The organism is Mycobacterium sp. 852002-50816_SCH5313054-b (assembly GCF_001667185.1).
GTDB lineage: Bacteria > Actinomycetota > Actinomycetes > Mycobacteriales > Mycobacteriaceae > Mycobacterium.
Map to the genome: position 1 here is coordinate 127299 of NZ_LZIC01000027.1, position 23807 is coordinate 151105.

Consider the following 23807-nt stretch of genomic DNA (forward strand, 5'->3'; position numbering starts at 1 on the left):
CCTTCGGTGTCGACATCGCAGACGCCACTGCCGCCGCTGGTCGAGCCCGCGGCCGAGCTGAGTCGCGATGAGGTGGCCCGCTACAGCCGCCACCTGATCATTCCCGACCTGGGCGTCGACGGTCAGAAGCGGCTGAAAAACGCTCGGGTCCTGGTGATCGGCGCCGGCGGTCTCGGCGCGCCGACGCTGCTGTACCTGGCAGCGGCCGGCGTCGGCACCATCGGCATCGTCGACTTCGACGTGGTCGACGAGTCCAACCTGCAGCGCCAGATCATCCACGGGACCGCCGACGTCGGGCGGCCCAAGGCCCAATCCGCGCGCGACTCGATCGCGGCCATCAACCCCCTGGTGGACGTGCGATTGCACGAGTTCCGGTTGGCGCCGCACAACGCCGTCGAGCTGTTCAGCCGATACGACCTGATCGTCGACGGCACCGACAACTTCGCCACTCGCTATCTGGTCAACGACGCCGCCGTGCTGGCCTGCAAGCCGTACGTGTGGGGGTCGATCTACCGATTCGAGGGCCAGGTGTCGGTGTTCTGGGAGGATGCCCCCGACGGGCGGGGCCTGAACTACCGCGACCTGTACCCCGAGCCGCCGCCACCCGGCACGGCGCCCTCCTGCGCCGAGGGCGGGGTGCTGGGCATCATCTGCGCCTCCATCGCGTCGGTGATGGGCACCGAGGTGATCAAGCTGATCACCGGGATCGGCGAGTCGCTGCTGGGCCGGCTGATGATCTACGACGCGCTTCAGATGAGTTACCGCACGATCAGGATCCGCAAGGACCCGTCCACGCCGAGGATCGCGGAGCTGATCGATTACGACGACTTCTGCGGCGTGGTGTCCGTGGCAGGCGCTGCTGCCGCCGCCGATTCCACCATCACCCCGCGGGAGCTGCGCGAGTTGCTGGATTCGGGCAAGAAGCTCGCCCTGATCGACGTGCGCGAGCAGGTGGAGTGGGACATCAATCACATCGAGGGCGCCCGGCTGATTCCGCAGTCGCTGCTCAGCTCCGGCGAGGGGCTGGCGCAGCTGCCGCACGACCGCACGGCGGTGCTGTACTGCAAGACCGGCGTGCGCTCGGCCGAGGCGCTGGTCGCGGTGAAGAGGGCCGGTTTCTCCGACGCGGTCCACTTGCACGGCGGAATCGTGGCGTGGGCGCAGCAGATGCAGCCCGACATGGTCATGTACTAACCCAATACCGCAGGTGGCCTCTTATAGGCTGACCCCCGTGACAGTCGAGCCACCGCCGGAGCATGTGCTGTCGGCGTTTGGTTTGACCGGCGTGCAGCCCGTCCCGTTGGGCGCCAGTTGGGAGGGTGGCTGGCGGTGCGGCGAGGTCGTGCTGTCGATCGTGGCCGACCACGCCCGCGCGGCCTGGTCGGCCCGGGTGCGGGAGACGTTGTTCGTGGACGGCGTCCGGCTGGCCCGGCCGGTCCGCTCCACCGACGGGCGCTACGTGGTGTCCGGGTGGCGGGCGGACACGTTCGTCGCCGGCACGCCGGAGCCCAGGCATGACGAAGTCGTCTCGGCTGCGGTCCGGCTGCACGAGGCGACCGGCAAGCTGGAACGCCCCCGATTCCTGACCCAGGGGCCCACCGCGCCCTGGTCCGACGTCGACGTCTTCATCGCCGCCGACCGCGCCGCGTGGGAGGAGCGGCCGCTGGCGTCGGTGCCGCCCGGCGCGCGCACCGCGCCGCCGTCGGCGGACGCCCAGCGGTCCGTCGAGCTGATCAGTCAGCTCGCCACCCTGCGCAGGCCGACCAAGAGCCCCAACCAGCTGGTCCACGGAGACCTCTACGGCACAGTGCTTTTCATCGGCACCGCGGCGCCGGGGATCACCGACATCACGCCGTACTGGCGGCCGTCGTCGTGGGCCGCGGGCGTGGTCGTCGTCGACGCCCTGTCCTGGGGTGAGGCCGACGACGGACTCATCGAACGGTGGAACGCGCTGCCCGAGTGGCCCCAGATGCTGTTGCGGGCGTTGATGTTTCGCCTCGCGGTGCACGCGCTGCACCCGCGCTCGACCGCCGAGGCGTTCCCCGGCCTGGCCCGCACCGCGGCCCTGGTCCGGTTGGTGCTCTAGGCAGGAAAGTCGTAGCGGACCTCGTCCAGCGCGATCCTGCCGTCGACGGCCAGCACCCCTTCGGCGCGCAGCAACTCCAGCTGCCGGGAAGTCAAGTGGCGCGCGGGGCGCCCGGACGCGGTGATCACCCGGTGCCAGGGCAGGTCCGAGGAGTCGGTCCGCATGATCCATCCGACGATGCGAGGGCTGGAAAGCCCTGCGACAGAAGCGATGTCGCCGTAGGTGGCGACCCGGCCGGACGGTATCCCCGCGACCAGCGAACGCACCCGCTCGACCTGCTCGTCGGTCACCGCCGCCACGGTCAGCGGTCTTCCAGCAGCCCGCGGATCAGCGCCGCGGTTTCGGTGGGCCTGGCGTGGGGCACCATGTGGTTGCAGTCGAAATCCAGCAACACGAAATCGGAGCCCAGCCGTTCCCGCAGCGCCTCGATCAATTGAGCGCTCACGTACGGCGGCGAGGTCTGCTTGGCCCGCACCAGGGTCGTGGTCGTCCCGGCCGGCGGCAGCACGACATCGCGGGCCAGTTCGCTCCAATACGACATCATCGCCGGCAGGCTGACCCGCCACCCGTACCGCCCGTTGGCCAGTTCGACCAGATGCTCGTCGATGTCGGACGCCAGCAGCGCCGGGTCCACGTCCGCCCAGGAGCCGGTCGCCTTTTCCATGCGTGCTTCCTCGGTGTCGGGATAGTCGGGTGAGGAGAACATCGCCTCGGCGATCTGGCGCATCCAGTCGCCGTCCAGGCCAACCGCCGGGTCGAGCAGCAGCAGCGCCGCCACCCGGTCCGGACGGGCCGCGGCCAGGTGCAGCGCCAGGCCGCCGCCGAACGAGTGGCCGACCACCAGCACCGGCGCGGCGGCATCGTCGTCGAGCAACCCGGACAGCGCCGCGACGTTGGCGTCGATGGTCCACGGCGCCGCCCACGACGACCTGCCGTGGCCGAGCAAATCCGGTGCGGCGATGGCGATCTCGGGCAGGTAGCCGGCCAGGTGCTGCCAACGACCCCCGTAACCGGTCAGCCCGTGAAGGGCGAGCATCCGCACCGGGCCGGCCGGGCCGTAGCGGTGCACGTGCAGGTCGGCGCTCACCCGGCGGTGTCGTCCCAATCGTCGTCGGCGGGAACGATGAAGGCCTGCTCGATCACATCGGCTTCGTTGGCATCGCGATCGGTGGCGTCGTCCAGGTACGCGGTGTCCAGGCCGGCGTCGTCCTCGGAGTCGACGGCCTGCTGCTGTTCCGCGGCGTCTGCTTCGGGCACTACGTCGTCGGGGCCGCGAAAATCGGAGCCCATCCAATCCCTCCTTGCCTAGGGGGCGTTTCGGTTTCCTTCAGCCCAGTATCCCGATCGATCTTGTCAGACCCTCGTGATTGCATGCAGCCATGTCATTCACCTGGGACGACGAGGCCCGTGCCGTTCTGGCACCCGGCCTGCGCGGGCGGATGCGCGTCCTGGGCGGGCCGGGCACCGGCAAGAGCAGCCTGCTGGTCGACGCCGCGGTCGCCCGGATCGGCGCGGGCCTCGAGCCGGAATCGGTTCTGCTGCTTACCGGTTCCGGGCGGATCGGGGTGCGTGCGCGCAGCGCGTTGACGACGGCGCTGCTGCGGTCGCGGTCCACCGGCCCCTGCCGGGCGGCCGTGCGCGAGCCGCTGGTGCGCACCGTGCACAGCTACGCGTACGCGGTGTTGCGGCGGGCCGCCGAGCGTGCGGGCGACGCGCCCCCGCGACTGGTCACCAGCGCCGAGCAGGACGCCATCATCCGGGAACTGCTGGCCGGTGACCTCGCCGACGGGCCGCGCGCGGCCAGCGCGTGGCCGGCCCATCTGCGGCCCGCGCTGGCCACCGCCGGTTTCGCCACCGAGCTGCGAAACCTGTTGGCGCGCTGCGCTGAACGCGGGGTCGACCCGCAGGAACTGGAGCGGCTGGGCCGACGGTGCCGGCGTCCGGACTGGGCCGCCGCCGGCCAATTCGCGCGGCAGTACGAGCAGGTGATGCTGCTGCGTGCGGCGGTCGGGACGGCGGCGGCGCAGGCCACGACGCCGGCGCTCGGTGCCGCCGAGCTGGTGGGTGCCGCGCTGGAGGCCTTCGCGGTGGACCCGGAATTGCTGGCGGCCGAACGCGCCCGCATCCGCCTCTTGCTGGTCGACGACGCGCAGCAACTCGACCCGCAGGCGGCCGCCCTGGTTCGGGCGCTGGCCGCGGGCACGGAGGCGACCCTCGTCGCCGGCGACCCGAACCAGGCGGTGTTCGGCTTCCGGGGCGGCGAGGGGTCCGGGCTGTGCGCCGACGATTCTCCGTCGGTGAGGCTGACGGTGTCGCATCGCTGCGCGCCGGCCGTGGCGCGCGCCGTCAGCGGCATCGCGGGCCGGCTGCCCGGCGGCAGCGCCGGCAGGCACATCGACGGCACTGGGCCCGAGGACGGATCCGTCACCGCGCGGCTGGCCGCCTCGGCGCACGCGGAGGCGGCCATGATCGCCGACGCGTTGCGGCGCGCCCACCTGATCGACGGGGTGCCGTGGTCTCAGATGGCCGTGCTCGTCCGGTCGGTGCCTCGGGCCGGAGCGCGGTTGCCACGCGCGCTGGCCGCCGCCGGCGTCCCGGTGGCCGCGCCGCCGTCGAGCGGGCCGCTGTCCGACGAGCCCGCGGTCCGGGCGTTGCTCACCGTGCTGGCGGCCGTCGCCGACGGGCTCGACGGCGAACGGGCCCTGGCGCTGTTGACCGGTCCCATCGGCCGCGTCGATCCGGTGTCGCTGCGCCAGCTGCGCCGAACGCTGCAGCGCGCGAACCCCGATCGCGCGCCGCGCGATTTCGCCGGCCTGCTCGTCGAGGCCCTGGGGGCCGACACGCCATGCCCCGGACCGCAGTCGCGCGCGCTGCGGCGGGTGCGCGCCGTGCTGGACGCGGCCGCGCGCTGCGATCGCGACGGCCAAGATCCGCGCTACACCCTGTGGGCCGCGTGGCACCGATCGGGCCTGCAGCGCCGCTGGCTTTCGGCCGGCGAGCGCGGCGGCCCCGCCGGCGCCCGGGCCACCCGGGACCTGGAGGCGGTGACGGCGTTGTTCGACATCACCGATCACTACGTGTCCCGCACGCCCGGCGCGTCGCTGCGCGGTCTCATCGAGCACGTCGCGGCGCTGCGGCTGCCCGGCGCCAGCGACGAGCCGGCGTCGCAGGTCGAACAGGTCCGGGTGCTCAGTGCCCACGCCGCGCTGGGGCACGAATGGGACTTCGTGGTCATCGCCGGTCTGCAGGACGGGTTGTGGCCCAACACCGTTCCGCGCGGCGGTGTGCTGAGCACCCAGCGGCTGCTCGACGTGCTCGACGGCGTCGGCGCGGACGCCTCGGTGCGCGCGCCGCTGCTGGCCGAGGAGCGCAGGCTGCTGGTGGCGGCGCTGGGCCGGGCCCGGCGCCGGGTGCTGGTGACGGCCGTCGACGCCGACACGGGCGGGGCCGACGGGGAGGCCGCGCTGCCGTCGTCGTTCTTCTCCGAAATCGCGCGGTGGGCCGATGGTGACGGCGATCCCGTTGCAGCGCAACCGATCTCCGCCCCGCGCGTGTTGTCCGCGGCCGCGCTCGTGGGCCGGCTGCGGGGGGTGGTGTGCGCGCCCGGCGGCGCCGTCGACGACGCCGACCGCCGTTGCGCGGCAGCGCAATTGGCCCGGCTTGCCAAGGCCGGTGTGCCGGGCGCCGACCCGGCCGGCTGGCACGGCTTGCTGCCCGTCAGCACCAGCGAACCGCTGCGGGCGGGGGTCCAGTCCGTCACCCTGACGCCGTCGACCCTGCAGGCGCTCACCGACTGCCCGCTGCGCTGGCTGGCCGAACGCCACGGCGGGACCAACGCGCGGGACCTGCGCTCCACCCTCGGCTCGGTGCTGCACGCGCTGATCGCCGGACCGGACAAAACGGAATCGGAATTGCTGGCCGAGCTGGACCGGGCCTGGAAGCATCTGCCCTTCGAGGCGCAGTGGCACGCGGCCAACGAGCTGGCCCGCCACCGCGCCATGGTTCAGGCGTTTTTCGAATGGCGGGCCCAGACCCGGGGCGAGCTCACCGAGGTTGGCGTCGAGGTGGAGGTCGACGGCACGCTCGGCACCCCGCGCGACGGTGCCGTTCAAGGCGGCGAGATCCGGGTGTGCGGGCGGGTCGACCGGCTGGAACGCGACGCGGCCGGCCGGCTCGTCATCGTCGACATCAAGACGGGCAAGACGCCGGTGAGCAAGGACGACGCCCAGCAACACGCGCAGCTGGCGCTGTACCAGCTGGCGGTGGCCGAGGGCATGATCGCGGCCGGGGACGAGCCCGGGGGCGCACGGCTGGTGTACGTCGGCAAGGCGGGCGCCGGCGGCGCCACCGTGCGCGAGCAGGACCCGCTGACGACGGCCGCGCGGGACGAATGGCGCGGCCTGGTGCGGCTGGCCGCCGACGCGACGGCCGGGCCGCAGTTCGTCGCGCGGCGCAACGACGGGTGCGCGCACTGCCCGATCCGGCCGTGCTGTCCCGCCCACGCCGACGGGCCGGCGAAGTGAACCCGCGCTACACCCCCGACGAATTGGCCTGCGCGCTGGGGCTTTCCCCGCCCACCGCCGAGCAGGCCGCCGTCATCGCCGCGCCGCCGGGGCCGCTGGTCGTCATCGCCGGGGCCGGCGCCGGCAAGACCGAGACGATGGCCGCGCGGGTGGTGTGGCTCATCGCCAACGGCTACGCCGAACCCGGCCAGGTGCTCGGGTTGACGTTCACCCGCAAGGCGGCCGGCCAGCTGCTGCGCCGGGTGCGCTCCCGGCTGGCCCGGCTGGCCGGCATCGGCCTTGGCGGGGCCGCGGTGCCGGAGGGCGCCCCGGTGGTCAGCACCTACCACGCCTTCGCCGGCTCGCTGCTGCGCGACCACGGCCTGCTGTTGCCCGTCGAGCCGGACACCCGCCTGCTCAGCGAAACCGAGCTGTGGCAGCTGGCCTTCGACGTGGTCAACGGATACCGCGGGGAGTTGCGCACCGACAAGACCCCCGCCGCGGTCACCTCGATGGTGCTGCGGCTGTGGGGCCAGCTGGCCGAGCACCTGGTGGACACCGGCCAGCTCCGCGACACCCACGTCGAGCTGGAACGGTTGATCCACGCCCTGCCGGCGGGTCCCTACCAGCGCGACCGCGGGCCCAGCCAGTGGCTGTTGCGGTTGCTGGCCGCCCAGACCGAGCGCACCGAGCTGGTGCCGCTGCTCGATGCGCTGCACGAGCGCATGCGCGCCGTCAAGGCGATGGACTTCGGCATGCAGATGGCCTCGGCCGCCCGGCTGGCGGTGGCCTTCCCGCAGGTCGGGGAGGAGCTGCGGAGCCGCTTCCGGGTGGTGCTGCTCGACGAGTACCAGGACACCGGGCACGCCCAGCGCATCGCGCTGTCGGGGCTGTTCGGCGGGGGGATCGACGACGGGCTGGCGCTGACGGCCGTCGGCGACCCGATCCAGTCGATCTACGGCTGGCGCGGCGCCTCGGCGACCAACCTGCCGCGGTTCACCACCGACTTCCCCCGCGCCGACGGCACGCCCGCGCCGGTATTGGAGCTGCGGACCAGCTGGCGCAACCCGCCCCGCGCCCTGCGGGTGGCCAACGCCATCTCGGCGGAGGCGCGGCGACGCTCGGTTGCGGTGCACGCGTTGCGTTCCCGCCCGGACGCGCCGCCCGGCACCGTCCGCTGCGCGTTGCTCGCCGACGTGGCGGCCGAACGCGAGTGGATCGCCGACCAGCTCCAGGAGCGCTACCGGCAGGCGCATGCCGACCGCGTCAGCCCGCCGACCGCCGCGGTGCTGGTGCGCCGCAACGCCGACGCCGCACCCGTCGCCGACGCGCTGCGCGCGCGCGGAATCCCGGTCGAGGTGGTGGGTTTGGCGGGGCTGCTGTCCGTTCCCGAGGTCGCCGACGTGGTGGCCATGCTGCGGCTGGTGGCCGACCCGACGGCCGGCGCGGCGGCCATGCGCGTGCTGACGGGACCGCGGTGGCGCCTCGGTGGCCGGGACCTCGCCGCGCTGTGGCAGCGGGCGCAGACGCTGGCCGGGGGTCGGGCGGGCGCGACGCCGTCGCCCGAGTCGATCGCGATGGCGGCCGGGCCCGATTCCGACGGCGCCTGCCTGGCCGACGCGATCAGCGACCCCGGCCCGGCCGGCGCGTACTCGGCGGCGGGATACCGGCGCATCACGGCGCTGGCCGCCGAAGTCGGTTCCCTGCGCGGCCATCTCGGCCATTCCCTGCCCGACCTGGTCGCCGAGGTGCGCCGCGTGCTGGGTGTCGACTGCGAGGTCCGGGCGGCCGCCGCGGCGCAGCCCTGGACCGGAGCCGAACACCTCGACGCCTTCGCCGACGTCGTGGCCGCGTACGCCGAACGGACGACGGACGCGTCGGTGGCATCGGTGGCCGGCCTGCTGGCCTACCTGGACGTCGCCGAGCAAGTCGAGAACGGCTTGCCGCCCGCCGTGCCGACGGTGGCGCGGGACCGGGTTCAGGTCCTCACCGTGCACTCCGCGAAGGGTCTGGAGTGGCAGGTGGTCGCGGTCGCGCACCTGTCGGGCGGAATCTTCCCCTCGACGGCGTCGCGCAGTACGTGGCTCACCGACGCCGCCGAGTTGCCGCCGCTGCTGCGCGGCGACCGCGCCGCGGCCGGCTCGCTGGGCATCCCGGTGCTGGACACCTCCGACGTCACCAACCGAAAGCAGCTGTCCGACAAGATCTTCGAGCATCGCCGCCAGCTCGAGCAGCGGCGCATCGACGAGGAACGCCGGCTGCTGTACGTCGCCATCACCCGCGCCGAGGACACCCTGCTGGTCTCGGGCCATCAATGGGGGTCCACCGGCGTCAAACCCCGGGGCCCCTCGGAATTCCTGTGCGAGCTCAAGGACGTCATCGACGGTTCGGTCGCGGGCGGCGATCCGTGCGGCGCGGTGGACGAATGGGCGCCCACGCCGGCCGACGGCGAGCGAAACCCCATGCGCGACAACGTCGTCGAGGCGATGTGGCCCGCCGACCCGCTGGACGCTCGCCGCGGCGACGTCGAGGCCGGCGCCGCGCTGGTGGCCCGGGCCATGTCGGCCGACATCGGGGAGCCCGGCGCCGACGCCGAGGGCTGGGCCGTCGACGTCGACGCGTTGCTGGCCGAGCGGGCGCGCTCGGAGCGCCGCGCCGCCCGAACCCTGCCCAGCCAGCTGTCGGTCAGCGGGCTGGTGGACCTGGCCCGCGACCCCGCGGCCGCCGCGCAGCGGCTGGTGCACCGGCTGCCCACCCGGCCGGACCCCCATGCCTCGCTGGGCACCGCCTTTCACGCCTGGGTGCAGCAGTTCTACGGCGCCGATTCGCTGTTCGACCTCGGCGACCTGCCGGGCGCGGCCGACTCCGGCGTCGGCGACGTCGAGGAATTGGCGGCCTTGCAGGCGACGTTCGCCGAATCGCGCTGGGCGGCCCGCACGCCGGTGGCCGTCGAGGTGCCGTTCGACATGCCGATCGGCGACACCGTGGTGCGCGGTCGCATCGACGCCGTGTTCGCCGACCCCGACGGCGGCGCCACCGTCGTGGACTGGAAGACCGGCGAGCCGCCGCGCGGGGCGGAAGCGATGCGCCAGGCCGCCGTGCAGCTGGCGGTGTACCGGTTGGCGTGGGCGGCGTTGTCCGGAGTTCCGGAGTCCGCGGTGCGCACCGCCTTCTACTACGTGCGCACCGGCGCCACGGTCACGCCCGATGAACTGCCGGAACCCGCCGAACTGGCCGCGTTGCTCGCCGGTCCCGCCGGCGGCGGCGCCGTGGCGGTGTGAGGTGTGCCGCTCGCGTCATGGGCGGCCCGCCAGCGTGGTTACATAGGAGTCGTGCGTGTCTCGTGCGCTGGGTTCAGCCGATGACGGAGCGCCGTGGGCAACGGTAGGGCGCGCAAGCTGAGCGGTCTGGACGAGACGCTGACCGCCCAGCCGGGTCATCAGCTCGTCGGCGTGCTGCGCATCCCCGAGGACCACGCCAGTCCCACCCGAGTCATCGCGCGCCGGGTGGCGATCGCGCTGCTGGTGTTGTTCGGCGCCGCCGTCATCGTCTATCTGGACGCCGGCGGCTACCGCGACCTGCGCGGCCGGCCGCTGACCTTCCTGGATTGCCTCTATTTCTCGGCGGTGTCGCTGTCCACCACCGGCTACGGCGACATCACGCCGTACACCGAGACGGCGCGACTGGTCCATACCGTGATCTTCACGCCGCTGCGGATCGCGTTTTTGGCCGTGCTCGTCGGCACGACGCTCGAGGTGCTTTCGGAGCGGTCGCGACAAGCGTGGAAGATCCAGCGTTGGAGGAGCAAAGTGCGCAACCACACCGTCGTGATCGGCTACGGCACCAAGGGCAAAACGGCGGTCGCGGCCATTCTCGGCGACGAGGACGCTCAGGGCGAGGTCGTCGTCGTCGACACCGACCGGTCCGCCCTCGAACACGCCGTGTCGGCCGGCCTGGTCACCGTCCACGGCGACGCCACGAAATCCGACGTGCTGCGGCTCGCCGGGGCGCAACACGCGGCGTCGATCGTCGTCGCCACCAGCCGCGACGACACCGCCGTCCTCGTCACGCTGACGGCTCGGGAGATCGCGCCGAAGGCCAAGATCGTCGCGTCGATCCGGGAGGCCGAGAACCAGCACCTGTTGCAGCAGTCGGGCGCCGACTCGGTGGTGGTGTCCTCGGAGACCGCGGGCCGGCTGCTCGGCCTCGCCACCACCACGCCGAGCGTCGTGGAGATGATCGAGGACCTGCTGACCCCCGACGCCGGGCTGGCGATCGCCGAACGCGAGGTCGAGCAGACCGAGATCGGCGGATCCCCAAGGCATTTGCGCGACATCGTGCTGGGCGTGGTGCGCGACGGCCACCTGCTGCGCATCGGCGCCCCCGAGGTGGACGCGATCGAGGCCAGCGACCGGCTGCTCTACATCCGGCACGCGGGGCACTAGGGCAGCGCGTGGATTTTCAGCTGCAGAGCGTTCCGCTGCTCTCACGCGTCGGCGCCGACCGCGCCGACCAGCTGCGCACCGACGTCGACGCGGCGGCCGCGGGATGGGCGGATGCGGCGCTGCTGCGGGTGGATTCGCGCAACCAGGTGTTGGTCGTCGAGGGCCGGGTGCTGCTCGGGAACGCGGCCGCGCTGGCCGACAAGCCGCCGCCGGAAGCGGTATTTCTGGGCCGCATCGAGGGCGGCCGACACGTCTGGGCCGTCCGCGGCGCGCTGCAGGCGCCCGAGGATCCCGACGTGCAGGCCGAGGTGGTGAACCTGCGCAGCCTCGGCCGCATCTTCGACGACACCAGCAGCCAACTCGTGTCCGCGGCCCTCGCGCTGCTGAATTGGCATGACAGCGCGCGATTCAGCGCGGTGGACGGCGCGGCGACGAGGCCGGCCCGAGGGGGCTGGGCGCGGGTCAACCCGGTCACCGGTCACGAGGAGTTCCCGCGCATCGACCCGGCGGTGATCTGCCTCGTCCATGACGGCGGCGACCGTGCGGTGCTGGCCCGCCAGGCGGTGTGGCCGGAGCGGATGTTCTCCCTGCTGGCCGGGTTCGTGGAGGCCGGCGAGTCCTTCGAAGTGTGCGTCGCGCGGGAGATCCGCGAAGAAATCGGCCTGACCGTGCGTGACGTGCGCTACCTCGGCAGCCAGCCCTGGCCGTTCCCGCGCTCGCTGATGGTCGGCTTCCACGCCGTGGGCGACCCGGACGAGGAGTTCTCGTTCAACGACGGCGAGATCGCCGAGGCGCAATGGTTCACCCGCGACGAGGTGCGCGCGGCGCTGGACGCCGGCGACTGGAGCAGCTCGTCCGACTCGAAACTGCTTCTGCCCGGGTCGATTTCGATCGCGCGGGTGATCATCGAGTCCTGGGCCGGGCTGGACTGAGCGGCCTAGCCGACCTCGGCCAGCTTCGCCTTGACCTGGGCCGCGCTCGGGTTGGTCAGCGTGGACCCGTCGTCGAACTTCACCGTCGGGACCGTCCGGTTGCCGCCGTTGACCGAACCGACGAACTCCGCCGCGGCCGGGTCCTGCTCGATGTCGACCTCGTCGTAGGAGATCGCCTCGGCCTTGAGCGCCGTCTTGAGCCGATGGCAGAAGCCACACCAGGACGTCGTGTAAACCGTGAGCGGGGAGTTGGCCATAGCCCGGTAAACGTAGCGCAGCGGCGACGCATTCCGCGAGCAACGCAAGTCACGCGCGCGCTGCGGCGTGTTTGTCGGCGACTCCTGCTTTCATGGAAGCCAAGATGAAGCCCATGCCGATGGTCGCCGACGCACTGACCGCCGAGCTGGACGACGAGCAGCGCGAGGCGGTGTTGGCTCCCCGGGGGCCGGTCTGCGTGCTCGCGGGCGCCGGGACGGGGAAGACCCGCACCATCACGCACCGGATCGCCCAGCTGGTCGCGGGCGGTCACGTGTCCGCCGGTCAGGTCCTGGCGGTCACTTTCACCCAGCGGGCCGCGGGCGAGATGCGCTCCAGGCTGCGCGCGCTGGCCACCACCGGTTCGGGGGTGGGCGCCGTGCAGGCCCTGACCTTCCACGCGGCCGCGCACCGCCAGCTGCGTTACTTCTGGCCGCGGGTGGTCGGCGACACCGGCTGGCAGCTGCTCGACAGCAAGTTCCCCGTCGTGGCCAGGGCCGCCAGCCGCTGCCGGATGAACGTCAGCACCGACGACGTGCGCGACCTGGCCGGGGAGATCGAGTGGGCCAAGGCGTCGCTCATCGGCCCCGAGGAGTATCCGTCGGCGGTGGCCGACGTGGGCCGGGATGCCCCGATGGACGCCACGCAGATCGCGGCCGTCTACTCCGCCTACGAGGCACTCAAGGTGCGCGACGAGTCGATGGCGCTGCTGGACTTCGACGACCTGCTGCTGCACACCGCGGCCGCCATCGAGAACGACGCGGCCGTGGCCGAGGAGTTCCGCGACCGGTACCGCTGCTTTGTGGTCGACGAGTATCAAGACGTCACCCCGCTGCAGCAGCGCGTGCTCGCGGCGTGGCTCGGCGGTCGCGACGACCTCACCGTCGTCGGCGACGCCAACCAGACCATCTACTCGTTCACCGGGGCCACGCCGCGGTTCCTGCTCGACTTCTCGCGGCGGTTCCCCGACGCCACGGTGGTGCGCCTGGAACGCGACTACCGGTCCACCCCCCAGGTGGTGTCGCTGGCCAACCAGGTGATCGCCGCGGCGCGCGGCCGGGTCGCCGGCAGCAAGCTGCAGCTGTCCGGCCAGCGCGCGCCCGGCCCGGCGCCGTCGTTTCGCGAGCACCCCGACGAAACCGCCGAGGCCGCCGCGGTCGCGAAGTCGATCGGCCTGCTGATCGAATCCGGCACCCCGCCCTCCGAGATCGCGGTGCTCTATCGGGTCAACGCGCAATCCGAGGGCTACGAGGAGGCCCTGACCGAGGCCGGCATCACCTACCAGATCCGCGGCGGGGAGGGCTTTTTCAACCGCCAGGAGATCAAGCAGGCGCTGCTGGCGCTGCAGCGCGCGGCCGACCGGGCAGAAGAGGGCCCGCTACCCGCCGTCGTCCGCGCGGTGCTGGAGCCCCTGGGGCTGACGGCCGAGGAACCGACCGGCACCCGGGCCAGGGATCGCTGGGAGGCGCTGTCCGGGCTGGCCGAGCTGGTCGACGACGAAGTGGCGCAGCGCCCGCAGCTCGACCTGGCGAGCCTGGTGGCCGAGCTGCGCCTGCGCGCCGACGCGCGGCACCCACCGGTGGTGCAGGGCGTCACGCTGGCCTCGCTGCACGCCGCCAAGGGACTCGAGTGGGACGCGGTGTTCCTGGTCGGATTGGCCGACGGCACGCTGCCCATTTCGCACGCGCTGGCGCACGGTCCCGAAAGCGAGGCCGTCGAGGAGGAGCGCCGGCTGCTCTACGTCGGAATCACCAGGGCGCGAATCCATTTGGCGCTCAGCTGGGCGCTGGCCCGCAGCCCGGGCGGACGGCAGAGCCGCAAGCCGTCGCGGTTCCTCAACGGCATCGCGCCGCAGGCCCGCGCCGACGCCGCGCCGGCCAAGTCCCGGCGCGCCCGGGGCGTCGCCACCCGCTGCCGGATCTGCAACAACAACCTGACCACCCCGGCGGCCATCATGCTGCGGCGGTGCGAGACGTGCGCGGCCGACATCGACGAGGAGTTGTTGCTGCGGCTCAAGGCCTGGCGCCTGGACGTGGCCAAGGAACAGAAGGTGCCCGCGTACGTCGTGTTCAGCGACAACACCCTGATCGCGATCGCGGAGCTGCTGCCGGGTGACGAATCGGCGCTGATCGCGATCCCGGGCATCGGTGCGCGCAAGCTCGAACAGTACGGGCCCGACGTGCTGGAGCTGGTCCGCGCCGCCCGCTGACGGAAAATCCCAGGTCAGAAAATCGGTTGTGGGGACCGGCCGCTACCATTTACCCTCGAAACCGCACATTGCTGCCAGCTGAGAGGAGGGTCGCCACGATGATCACCAACGCGTTCGGTGTAGGCGTGGCGGCCGCGGTGCTGATCGCGGCTACCTCCCATGCCGCCCACGCCGCCGTGCCGGCGGCAGCGGTCAAGCACCGTGTCGCCGCCGCGACCGACGCGTCCGTGGATGGGGGCCATACCTAACTAGCCCCCCTTGAAGATGGCCACGGACCCGAAGTCAGCAGGATCCGTGGCCACAGTTTTTGGGTCGACAGCCGCCCAACCTGGTCCGGATCACGAAGGACAACCACCCGACCAGGAAGCAGGTGAGCAGGACATGTCGGCATTGCGAGTCGGAAGACCGACGCTGCCGGAATTGCCTTGTCACGTCAACGATCCCGACCTGTGGTTCGCCGAGGCCCCGGCCGACCTCGAGCGCGCCAAGACGCTGTGCGCGGCCTGCCCGGTCCGGCGGCAGTGCCTGGCCGCGGCGCTGGACCGGGCCGAACCGTGGGGTGTCTGGGGCGGTGAAATCCTCGAGCGCGGCTCGATCGTGAGCCGCAAGCGCCCGCGCGGCCGCCCTCGCAAGGACGTCGTCGCGGCCTAGGACGAACTGGGCCGCGAAAGTGCAACTGCCGACGCGTTTTCCGAGCGAGACCGTCGGTAGTTGCACCCTCGCGGCGCTAGGGCGGCTTACACGACCGCGGTGTCGGGCTCGGCGAAGCCGGGGATCAGCTCCTCCGACAGCGCCTTGATCGGCACGTGCGCATCCAGCTGGCACAGGATCGCGGCCACCGAAGCGATGACGCGCATCGGTATCGCCAGCTTGGGCGGCAGGTCCATCTGCCGGGCCGTCTTGATCTGCGACACCGACCGGTCTATCTGCACCACGGTCATCTTCTGCAGCCACTTGCGGGTGTAGTGGAACACGTCGACCTCGATGGGTTCGACGTACTGGCGCAGCATCTCGTCGATGTCGCGCACCGAGACCTGTTGGCCTTTCTGGATGAAGCCGACCTTCTCCATCGTCGGCAACAGCAGGTCGTAGTTCTTGTCGCGGGCCAACCGGATCGTCATGCCCAGCTCGACGGGGTAGCCGCCGGGCAGCGGCGCGACGGCACCGAAGTCGATGACGCCCATCCGGCCGTCGGGCATCAGCATGAAGTTCCCGGGGTGGGCGTCGCCGTGCAGCATTTCCAGCCGGCGCGGCGCGTCGAAGGTGAGCTCGAGCAATCGGGTGCCGATCAGGTCGCGCTGCTCGGTGGTCCCATTGCGGATGATCTCCGCCATGTGGATGCCCTCGATCCACTCCTGGACCACGACCTTGGGCGCGCTGGCCACGACGTGTGGCACCAGGAAGTGCGGGCTGTCCTGATACGCCTTGGCGAACTTGCGCTGGTTGTCGGCCTCGAGCCGGTAGTCGAGTTCCATCTCGGTGCGCTCGAACAATTCGTCGACCACGCCCTGGACGTCCGCGCCCGGCGAGAGTTGCTTGAGCACGCCGACCATCCGCTGCATGGTCTTCAGGTCGGCGCGCAGCGCCTCGTCGGCGCCGGGGTACTGGATCTTCACGGCCACCTCGCGGCCGTCGGACCAGACCGCCTTGTGTACCTGGCCGATGCTGGCCGACGCCACCGGGGTGTCGTCGAACGAGCTGAACCGCTCCCGCCACTTGGTGCCCAGCTGGGCGTCGAGCACGCGGTGCACCTTGGCCGCGGGCAGCGGCGGGGCGTCCTTCTGCAGCTTGGTCAACGCCTCGCGGTACGGCTCGCCGTAGTCCTCGGGGATGGCGGCCTCCATCACCGACAGGGCCTGGCCGACCTTCATCGCGCCGCCCTTGAGCTCACCCAGGACGGTGAACAACTGGTTGGCGGCCTTCTCCAGCATCTCGGCCTGGACTTCGTCCTTCGACTTGCCCGTCAACCGCTTACCGAAGCCGAGCGCCGCCCGGCCGGCGAAGCCGACCGGAATGCTGGCCAGCTTCGCGTTTCGCGCAGCACGGCCGCGTTTGATGTCTGCCACGTCTCCATCATCCATGACGGTCGGCGCGCGGGACCCGTGATCCGGACCATAGGTTGTCTTTGCACTCAGGAGAAACGGGAGACGAAACCATGGCAGCAAAGCAAGCGCAGCACGACGCCGCCGACGCCCTGTTCCGGGCGATCATCGAAACGCTGGACAAGAACCGCAAGGACGGCACCCTGACGGCCGAGATCCTGGAGGAGCTCGCCAGGGCGTATTCATCGGTGTCGTCGTGCGTCCCCGAACAGGGACGGCTCGGGTAGGACAGGGGGCTCAGCACGAGCACAGCGGATGTTTGGTCCATTGCCGCGCGACGATCGAACCTGCGTTGACGTCGAATTCCAGCGTCGCGTTCAGGGCCGGCGGCGGCGCGGGATCGGGCACGGGCTGCTGCCCGCGCACCGCCGCGATCACCCGGTTCACCTGGCTGAGCGCCAGCGCCGCCGTCGCGAGCAGGGTGGCCCGGTCGGCCACCCCGACGGTGTCGCGCAGCTGGGCGGCGATGGCCGGCCAGGAGGCGTCGCGGTCGCTGCGGTGCAGGTCGGCGCAGCCCAGGCAGCTCGTCACGCCGGGGATGACGAGCGGACCCACCAGACCGGTGCCGTCTCGCACCCGAACCGGAAGGTGCGGGACGCCCCGGCCGTGCAGGTCGCGCACCATGCGGGGGTCGGCGACCAGATAATCCGACAGCACCACCAGGTCCACCGAGTCGGGCGACACGGCGGCGTGCGGCTGGCTGCTGGTGGCGACGCGGGCCCCCGAGCAGCGCAACGCCTCCACGAGCAGCTCGGACAGCGGGCCCCGGCCGTGGATGCGGATCGACGCCGCGCGCCCGCGGGGCTGACGGCATTCGGTCGCGACGCCCGCGCCCACCAGTTGGGCGACGAGGCCGGCCAGGCCTTCGGCGTCGCGCAAGCCACGGTCGACGGCGTGCCGCCGCAACTCGGAGAGGGGGGTGGGTGATCGCATGCACCGCAGCAGCCTGGCCAACTCGGCCGCGGCCAGGCCGCGCGGCGGACGGACCAGCACGGCGCGGCGCGGATCCCAGCCGACCTGCACGGCGCCGTCGGGTCGCAGCAGCACCGGCATCGCCGGGTCGAGCGCATACACCGACAGCACGGCCTTGGACATGGCTGGAGACTGCCAGGCCGACGGCGGGCGCCGCGCTCAGTTATCCACAGCGTCGCGGCCGCGCCGTCACGAGGTGACGACGATCGATTTCTGCCCGACCTTCCAGGCGGTCATGAAACGTTTGATGCTGACCTTCGTGTTGGCGTGGTCGGCGTAGGGGTCGTTGAAGTGAACGGTGTCGCTGTTGGTGTCGACCCCGGTGACGACGAGCAGGTGATCGGGCGCGCTGCGCTGGTCGTCGCTGTTCAAAACGGTTCCGCCGTTGACCCATGCGATGACCTTGCGGCCGGCGCCGAGGTACTGCTCCAGCGCCGGCAGCCCGGTCTGGTCGGGCTGCGTGTCGTAGATCATGCGTGACTTGATCCCGTAGTGCTCGAGCAACACGACCGTGTCGGCCATGTCGATGCCACCGGCGTCGGTTTCGTGGCCCGGGTCGCCGGTGGGCAGGTAGATCGGGCCGTCGCGGATCACCGAGGGCGTGTTCTGGGCCAGCTTGATGATCTGCTTCTCCGTCGGGGCGTTGCCGGTGACCTCACCGACCACGTCGGCCACCGAGGCCAGCCCGCAGGTGTCCTCCAGCGACTGCTGCACCCAGTATTTGGCCGCCGCGTCGGGGTCGCCGTACACGCCGTCGGCGGTCGCCCGTGCCTGCGGCGTCGGGTTGTCGTGCGTGCTGGCAGTGACGCGCGCCGCTGGCGGCGCGAGGCCACACCCGGACACCGACGCGACGCCGGCCAAGCCGATGCAAGCGCCCGCCAGGGCGACGCGCACCGCGGTGGCGATCCTGACCATGCTCGCTCGCAAAGAAGTCGGCCCGACAATCGATTGGTCTGCAAGGTAGCACCGTCAGCAAACGGCCGCGACCTGATCAGTTGTCGCCGGCGCCGCCGTTGGAGTCGGGGTCCTCGAGTTTGGCGATCGCCTCGTCGATGCCGCTGGTGTCCCCGCCGATGATGCGGTCGATGAATCCGGCCGGCTCGTCGAGGTCCTCCGCGCCGGGCAGCAGGTCCGGGTGCTGCCAGACGGCGTCGCGGGCGTCGGCGCCGGCGGCCTCGGTCAGGCGTTCCCACAGCGCGGCGGCCTCCCGCAGCTTGCGCGGGCGCAGCTCGAGGCCGACCAGCGTCGCGAACGTCTGCTCGGCCGGGCCGCCGCTGGCCCGTCGCCGGCGCAGCGTCTCGCTCAGCGCGGCCGTGCCGGGGATCCGATCGCCCAGGGCCGCGGTGACCACCACCTGCACCCAGCCGTCGATCAATGCCAGCAGGGTCTCGAGCCGCTCCAGCGCCTGCTGCTGCTCCGGGGTCGCCTTCGGCTCGAAGACGCCCTGACCGAGCAGGCTCTCGATGGCCGCCGGATCGGCCAGCGACGCCGGATTGAAGTCGCGCGCCAGCTCCTCGATTCCGCTCATGTCGATCTTCATGCCCCGGGCGTAGGCCTCGACCGCGCCCAGCAACTGGCTGGACAGCCACGGCACGTGGCTGAACAGCCGGTGGTGCGCGGCCTCGCGCGCGGCCAGGAAGGTCAGGATCTCGCTGCGCGGCTGCTCGAGCCCGGCGGCGAACGATTCGAGCGCGTCGGGCAGGATCGCGGCGATCCCCTTGGGGCCCAGCGGCAACCCGATGTCGGTCGAGGTCAGCACCTCACGCGACAGCCGGCCCAGCGCCTGGCCCAGCTGCGAGCCGAAGGCCATGCCGCCCATCTGCGACATCATCGCCAGCAGCGGACCCGCCATGCCCTTGGCCTCGTCGGGCAGCGACGACGCCCACACCGTCGCGATCTGCTCGGCCATCGGATCGCAGAGCCGCTTCCAGGTGGCCAGCGTGTTATCGACCCAGTCGGTGGGGCTCCACCCCACCGCCTTCGACGTGCCCGCGGGCAGCGCCGTCGCGCCGTCCAGCCAGGTCTCGGCGAGGTGGACCGCATCGGCGATCGCCTTGGTCGTCGAGGCGGGGACGGGTGCGACGAACCCGATCGAGCTGGACGCCACCCGCCGCGCCAGCTCGTAGTTGACCGGCCCGGACGCCTTGCCCCCGGTCGCGACGGTGCCCGCGCTGCTGAACATCTGGCCCAGCTGGGTGAAGATCTGGCCCAGGTCGCCCATGCCGAAATCCCCGCCCAGGCCGAAGGCGCCCAACGGGTCGGACGCCCCCGCGTGAGGATCGGGATCTTTCTTCCCATGCTGCTCGTGCTCCGGGTCCTCGCCGGAGGAGAAGCCGAAAGGCAGGTCAGACATATCGCTAACGGTACTCACCGCTGGAATGCGGCGCGCGATCTCGGGTCACGCTCGTAGCTGAACGAGGCCGGCCGGGATCCGGTTAGGGTAAGCGGCGTGAACAGGCGGATCCTGACCTTGCTCGTCGCGCTGGTGCCGATCGTGGTTTTCGGCGTGCTGCTCGCGGTGGTGACGGTGCCGTTTGTGTCGCTGGGGCCGGGTCCGACGTTCGACACACTCGGCGAGGTCGACGGCAAGCAGGTGGTCGCGATCGAGGGCACCGTGACGCACCCGACGACCGGCCACCTGAACATGACGACGGTGTCGCAGCGCGACGAGCTGAGCCTGGGCGAAGCGCTGACGCTGTGGTTGTCGGGTCAGGAACAGCTGGTTCCGCGCGATCTCGTCTACCCGCCCGGCAAGTCGCGGGACGAGGTCGACAAGGCCAACAACGCCGACTTCAAGCAGTCGGAGGACAGCGCCGAATACGCCGCCCTGGGGTACCTGAAGTACCCCGCCGCGGTGACCGTCGCGACGGTCACCGACCCGGGGCCGTCGGCGGGCAAGCTGAAGGCCGGTGACGCCATCGACGGGGTCAACGGCACGCCGGTGGCCACCGTCGAGCAGTTCACCGGATACCTGAAGGACACCAAGCCCGGTCAGGTCCTCACGATCGACTATCGCCGCAAGAACGAGCCGGCCGGCGTGGCGCAAATTACGCTGGGAACGAACAAGGATCGCGACTACGGCTTCATGGGGGTGGCGGTGCTCGACGCGCCGTGGGCGCCGTTCACCGTCGACTTCAACCTCGCCAACGTGGGCGGGCCGTCGGCCGGGCTGATGTTCAGCCTCGCGGTCGTCGACAAGCTCACCACCGGCGACCTGGCCGGCTCGAAGTTCATCGCGGGAACCGGCACCATCTCCGTCGACGGCAAGGTGGGCCAGATCGGCGGCATCACCCACAAGATGGCCGCCGCCCACGCGGCCGGGGCCACGGTGTTTCTGGTCCCCGGCAAGAATTGCTACGAGGCGACCTCGGACAATCCGTCCGGCTTGCGCTTGGTGAAGGTGGAGACCCTCAGCCAGGCGGTGGACGCGCTGCACGCGATCACGTCGGGCGGTCAGCCGCCCAGTTGCTAGCCCGGCCGGACAGCCGCGTGAGATGCGTACAGTTGTGATCTAGAAATCTCATTCTCAACGCCAGCCAAAACGATCAGGGAGCGTAGCCAGTGGGGATGCGGCCCACCGCACGGATGCCGAAGCTGACTCGGCGCAGCCGGATTCTGATCCTGATCGCACTGGGTGTGATCGTTTTGCTGCTCGCCGGCCCGCGGCTGATCGACGCCTACGTCGACTGGCTGTGGTTCGGTGAGCTGGGCTATCGCTCGGTGTTCACCACCGTGCTGGTCACCCGCATCGTGGTCTTTCTGGTCGCCGGCCTGCTGGTCGGCGGCATCGTGTTCGCCGGGCTCGCCCTGGCCTATCGCACCCGGCCCGTGTTCGTGCCGAGCAACAACAACGATCCCGTGGCGCGTTACCGGGCGGTCGTGGTGTCGCGGCTGCGGGTGGTGGGCATCGGCGTCCCGGTGGCGGTGGGCCTGCTGGCCGGCATCATCGCGCAGAGCTATTGGGTGCGGGTCCAGCTTTTCCTGCACGGCGGGAGCTTCGGCATCAGGGATCCGCAGTTCGGCAAGGACCTCGGCTTCTACGCGTTCGACCTGCCGTTCTACCGGCTCCTGCTCAGCTACATGTTCGTGGCCGTTTTCCTGGCCCTTTTGGCGAACGTGCTGTCGCACTACATCTTTGGCGGCGTCCGGCTGTCCGGCCGCACCGGGGCGCTGAGCCGCTCGGCGCGAATCCAGCTGGTGACCCTGGTCGGGCTGCTGGTGCTGCTCAAGGCCGTCGCCTATTGGCTGGACCGCTACGAGCTGCTGTCGCACACGCGCGGCGGCAAGCCGTTCACCGGTGCGGGCTACACCGACATCAATGCCGTGCTGCCGGCGAAGCTGATCCTGATGGCGATCGCGGTGATCTGCGCGGCGGCGGTGTTCTCCGCAATCGTCCTGAAAGACTTGCGGATTCCGGCCATCGGCCTGGTGCTGTTGCTGCTGTCGTCGATGATCGTGGGCGCCGGGTGGCCGTTGATCGTCGAGCAGATCAGCGTCAGACCCAATGCGGCGCAGAAGGAAAGCGAATACATCAGCCGCAGCATCGCCGCGACGAGGCAGGCCTATGGCTTGACGTCCGATCAGGTCAGCTACCGTAACTACACCGGCGACGGCCAGGCCACCGCGCAGCAGGTCGCGGCCGACCGGGCGACCACCTCCAACATCCGGCTGCTGGACCCCACGATCGTCAGCCCGGCGTTCACCCAGTTCCAGCAGGGCAAGAACTTCTACTACTTCCCGGACCAGCTGTCCATCGACCGGTACCTCGACCGCAACGGGGCGTTGCGCGACTACGTCGTTGCCGCGCGGGAACTCAACCCCGACCGGCTGATCGACAACCAGCGGGACTGGATCAACCGGCACACCGTCTACACCCACGGCAACGGCTTCATCGCGTCGCCGGCCAACACGGTGCGCGGAATCGCCAACGACCCCAACCAAAACGGCGGCTACCCCGAGTTTCTTGCCAACGTCGTCGGCGCCAACGGCAGCATCGTGTCCGACGGGCCGGCGCCGCTGGACCAGCCGCGCATCTACTACGGGCCGGTCATCTCCAACACCTCCGCCGACTACGCGATCGTCGGTCGCAACGGCACCGACCGCGAATACGACTACGAGACCAGCGCCGAGACCAAGAACTACACCTACACCGGGCTCGGGGGGGTGCCAGTTGGCGACTGGTTGTCCCGCAGCGTGTTCGCCGCCAAGTTCGCCGAGCGGAACTTCTTGTTCTCCAACGTGATCGGTTCCAACAGCAAGATCCTGTTCAACCGCGATCCGGCGCGGCGGGTGGAGGCGGTGGCGCCGTGGCTGACGACCGACAGCGCGGTGTACCCGGCGATCGTCAACAAGCGGCTGGTGTGGATCATCGACGGCTACACCACGCTGGACAACTACCCGTACTCGGAGTTGACGTCCCTGGAGTCGGCCACCGCCGATTCCAACGAGGTCGCATTCAACCGGCTGGCGCCCGACAAGAAGGTGTCCTACATCCGAAACGCGGTGAAGGCCACCGTCGATGCCTATGACGGCACCGTCACGCTGTATCAGCAGGACGAACAGGATCCGGTGCTCAAGGCGTGGATGCAGGTGTTCCCCGGCACCGTCAAGCCTAAGAGCGACATCAGCCCCGAACTCGCCGAGCACCTGCGCTACCCCGAGGACCTGTTCAAGGTGCAGCGGATGCTGCTGGCCAAGTACCACGTCAACGACCCGGTGACGTTCTTCTCCACGTCGGATTTCTGGGATGTGCCGCTGGACCCGAACCCGACCGCCAGCAGCTATCAGCCGCCCTATTACATCGTCGCGAAAAACATTGCGAAGAACGACAATTCGGCGTCATACCAGTTGATCAGCGCGATGAACCGGTTCAAGCGCGACTACCTGGCGGCCTACATCAGCGCCAGCTCGGACCCGGCGACGTATGGCAGGATCACCGTGCTGACCATCCCGGGTCAGGTCAACGGCCCGAAGCTGGCCAACAACGCCATCACCACCGACCCGGCGGTGTCCCAGGACCTCGGCGTGATCGGGCGCGACAACCAGAACCGGATCCGGTGGGGCAACCTGCTCACCCTGCCGGTGGGCCAGGGCGGCCTGCTCTACGTCGAACCCGTCTACGCCTCGCCGGGGGCCAGCGACGCCGCGTCGTCGTACCCGCGGCTGATCCGGGTGGCGATGATGTACAACGACAAGATCGGCTACGGCCCCACGGTCAGTGACGCCCTCAACGGGCTGTTCGGGCCCGGCGCGGGCGCGACCGCGACGGGGATTCAACCCACCGAGCCCGGCGCGGCCCCGATCC

20 protein-coding genes are annotated in these 23807 nt (G+C 71.0%); 12 read left to right on the forward strand and 8 right to left on the reverse strand.

The window, feature by feature from the left end; all coding sequences use genetic code 11:
• Nucleotides 1-6: 6 nt before the first annotated feature.
• Together moeZ and A5787_RS04570 are read left to right on the forward strand one after the other, a co-directional pair.
• Nucleotides 7-1194, forward strand: coding sequence for an adenylyltransferase/sulfurtransferase MoeZ (gene moeZ / locus A5787_RS04565; protein WP_369829078.1), 1188 nt, complete (start codon nt 7-9; stop codon nt 1192-1194).
• Nucleotides 1195-1231: 37 nt separating this feature from the next.
• On the forward strand, nt 1232-2086 hold the full coding sequence (locus A5787_RS04570; RefSeq protein ID WP_066962261.1) for a TIGR02569 family protein: 855 nt from the start codon (nt 1232-1234) through the stop codon (nt 2084-2086).
• Here the strand turns inward: A5787_RS04570 and A5787_RS04575 are convergent.
• The 3 genes from A5787_RS04575 to A5787_RS04585 are packed head-to-tail and all read right to left on the reverse strand — an operon-like array spanning nt 2083 to nt 3376.
• Nucleotides 2083-2385: an MGMT family protein gene (locus tag A5787_RS04575; RefSeq protein WP_066962264.1), complete on the reverse strand. Its 303-nt coding sequence runs from the start codon at nt 2383-2385 to the stop codon at nt 2083-2085. The two genes, A5787_RS04570 and A5787_RS04575, sit on opposite strands and share 4 nt — an antisense overlap.
• A 2-nt stretch (nt 2386-2387) precedes the next feature.
• On the reverse strand, nt 2388-3173 hold the full coding sequence (locus tag A5787_RS04580; protein ID WP_066962267.1) for an alpha/beta fold hydrolase: 786 nt from the start codon (nt 3171-3173) through the stop codon (nt 2388-2390).
• Nucleotides 3170-3376, reverse strand: a complete 207-nt coding sequence (locus A5787_RS04585; RefSeq protein WP_066962271.1) for a hypothetical protein — start codon at nt 3374-3376, stop codon at nt 3170-3172. The genes A5787_RS04580 and A5787_RS04585 overlap by 4 nt, the downstream gene beginning before the upstream one ends.
• Nucleotides 3377-3465: 89 nt before the next feature.
• On the opposite strand from A5787_RS04585, the gene A5787_RS04590 reads away from it, so the two are divergent.
• From A5787_RS04590 to nudC, 4 genes are all read left to right on the forward strand, one after another.
• The gene (locus A5787_RS04590) at nt 3466-6609 is read left to right on the forward strand and encodes an ATP-dependent DNA helicase (RefSeq protein ID WP_066962274.1); all 3144 of its coding nucleotides are present in this window, start codon (nt 3466-3468) and stop codon (nt 6607-6609) included.
• On the forward strand, nt 6606-9869 hold the full coding sequence (locus A5787_RS04595) for an ATP-dependent DNA helicase (RefSeq protein WP_066962336.1): 3264 nt from the start codon (nt 6606-6608) through the stop codon (nt 9867-9869). The genes A5787_RS04590 and A5787_RS04595 overlap by 4 nt, the downstream gene beginning before the upstream one ends.
• A gap of 93 nt (nt 9870-9962) precedes the next feature.
• Nucleotides 9963-11033 (forward strand): TrkA family potassium uptake protein, encoded by a 1071-nt coding sequence (locus A5787_RS04600; RefSeq protein WP_066962277.1) that lies wholly within the window; start codon nt 9963-9965, stop codon nt 11031-11033.
• 8 nt (nt 11034-11041) lie between these two features.
• Nucleotides 11042-11965 (forward strand): NAD(+) diphosphatase, encoded by a 924-nt coding sequence (gene nudC, locus A5787_RS04605; RefSeq protein ID WP_066962280.1) that lies wholly within the window; start codon nt 11042-11044, stop codon nt 11963-11965.
• Between the two features lie 5 nt (nt 11966-11970).
• On the opposite strand, the gene mrx1 is transcribed toward nudC, so the two are convergent.
• Nucleotides 11971-12222: a mycoredoxin Mrx1 gene (gene mrx1, locus A5787_RS04610; protein WP_066962282.1), complete on the reverse strand. Its 252-nt coding sequence runs from the start codon at nt 12220-12222 to the stop codon at nt 11971-11973.
• Nucleotides 12223-12335: 113 nt separating this feature from the next.
• Between mrx1 and A5787_RS04615 the strand changes: the two genes are divergently transcribed.
• The 3 genes from A5787_RS04615 (at nt 12336) to A5787_RS04620 (ending at nt 15080) form a co-directional block, all read left to right on the forward strand.
• Nucleotides 12336-14429: an ATP-dependent DNA helicase UvrD2 gene (locus tag A5787_RS04615; protein WP_197506956.1), complete on the forward strand. Its 2094-nt coding sequence runs from the start codon at nt 12336-12338 to the stop codon at nt 14427-14429.
• Between the two features lie 98 nt (nt 14430-14527).
• The gene (locus tag A5787_RS27995; RefSeq protein WP_231993818.1) at nt 14528-14677 is read left to right on the forward strand and encodes a hypothetical protein; all 150 of its coding nucleotides are present in this window, start codon (nt 14528-14530) and stop codon (nt 14675-14677) included.
• A 133-nt stretch (nt 14678-14810) separates the two neighbouring features.
• Nucleotides 14811-15080 (forward strand): WhiB family transcriptional regulator, encoded by a 270-nt coding sequence (locus A5787_RS04620; RefSeq protein ID WP_066962285.1) that lies wholly within the window; start codon nt 14811-14813, stop codon nt 15078-15080.
• 86 nt (nt 15081-15166) lie between these two features.
• Here A5787_RS04620 and A5787_RS04625 read toward each other — a convergent pair whose 3' ends face one another.
• Nucleotides 15167-16510 carry an AarF/ABC1/UbiB kinase family protein gene (locus A5787_RS04625; protein WP_066962288.1) on the reverse strand — a complete coding sequence of 448 codons (1344 nt, stop codon included), beginning with the start codon at nt 16508-16510 and terminating at the stop codon, nt 15167-15169.
• Nucleotides 16511-16584: 74 nt separating this feature from the next.
• Here A5787_RS04625 and A5787_RS27615 point away from each other — a divergent pair, with 74 nt between their 5' ends.
• A complete protein-coding gene (locus A5787_RS27615; RefSeq protein ID WP_197506955.1) occupies nt 16585-16758 on the forward strand; it encodes a hypothetical protein in 174 nt (57 codons plus the stop codon).
• 10 nt (nt 16759-16768) lie between these two features.
• On the opposite strand, the gene A5787_RS04630 is transcribed toward A5787_RS27615, so the two are convergent.
• The 3 genes from A5787_RS04630 to A5787_RS04640 form a co-directional block, all read right to left on the reverse strand.
• Nucleotides 16769-17626: a cyclodehydratase gene (locus A5787_RS04630; protein ID WP_066962290.1), complete on the reverse strand. Its 858-nt coding sequence runs from the start codon at nt 17624-17626 to the stop codon at nt 16769-16771.
• 66 nt (nt 17627-17692) lie between these two features.
• Nucleotides 17693-18418, reverse strand: a complete 726-nt coding sequence (locus A5787_RS04635) for a C39 family peptidase (RefSeq protein ID WP_066962293.1) — start codon at nt 18416-18418, stop codon at nt 17693-17695.
• Between the two features lie 76 nt (nt 18419-18494).
• A complete protein-coding gene (locus tag A5787_RS04640) occupies nt 18495-19874 on the reverse strand; it encodes a zinc-dependent metalloprotease (RefSeq protein ID WP_156763757.1) in 1380 nt (459 codons plus the stop codon).
• 78 nt (nt 19875-19952) lie between these two features.
• Here A5787_RS04640 and A5787_RS04645 point away from each other — a divergent pair, with 78 nt between their 5' ends.
• Both A5787_RS04645 and A5787_RS04650 read left to right on the forward strand, forming a co-directional pair.
• Nucleotides 19953-20975 (forward strand): PDZ domain-containing protein, encoded by a 1023-nt coding sequence (locus tag A5787_RS04645; protein WP_066962299.1) that lies wholly within the window; start codon nt 19953-19955, stop codon nt 20973-20975.
• Nucleotides 20976-21064: 89 nt separating this feature from the next.
• A partial coding sequence (locus A5787_RS04650) for a UPF0182 family protein (RefSeq protein ID WP_066962342.1) occupies nt 21065-23807 on the forward strand: 2743 nt, incomplete at its 3' end.

Excerpts from the sequence above, each read along its gene's own strand:
- A5787_RS04615 (WP_197506956.1), top strand. The coding sequence starts at position 12,336 with ATGCCGATGGTCGCCGACGCACTGACCGCCGAGCTGGACGACGAGCAG.
- A5787_RS27615 (WP_197506955.1), top strand. The coding sequence starts at position 16,585 with ATGGCAGCAAAGCAAGCGCAGCACGACGCCGCCGACGCCCTGTTCCGG.
- A5787_RS04585 (WP_066962271.1), bottom strand. The coding sequence starts at position 3,376 with ATGGGCTCCGATTTTCGCGGCCCCGACGACGTAGTGCCCGAAGCAGAC.
- A5787_RS04590 (WP_066962274.1), top strand. The coding sequence starts at position 3,466 with ATGTCATTCACCTGGGACGACGAGGCCCGTGCCGTTCTGGCACCCGGC.
- mrx1 (WP_066962282.1), bottom strand. The coding sequence starts at position 12,222 with ATGGCCAACTCCCCGCTCACGGTTTACACGACGTCCTGGTGTGGCTTC.
- A5787_RS04620 (WP_066962285.1), top strand. The coding sequence starts at position 14,811 with ATGTCGGCATTGCGAGTCGGAAGACCGACGCTGCCGGAATTGCCTTGT.
- A5787_RS04630 (WP_066962290.1), bottom strand. The coding sequence starts at position 17,626 with ATGTCCAAGGCCGTGCTGTCGGTGTATGCGCTCGACCCGGCGATGCCG.
- A5787_RS04635 (WP_066962293.1), bottom strand. The coding sequence starts at position 18,418 with ATGGTCAGGATCGCCACCGCGGTGCGCGTCGCCCTGGCGGGCGCTTGC.
- A5787_RS04625 (WP_066962288.1), bottom strand. The coding sequence starts at position 16,510 with ATGGATGATGGAGACGTGGCAGACATCAAACGCGGCCGTGCTGCGCGA.
- A5787_RS27995 (WP_231993818.1), top strand. The coding sequence starts at position 14,528 with ATGATCACCAACGCGTTCGGTGTAGGCGTGGCGGCCGCGGTGCTGATC.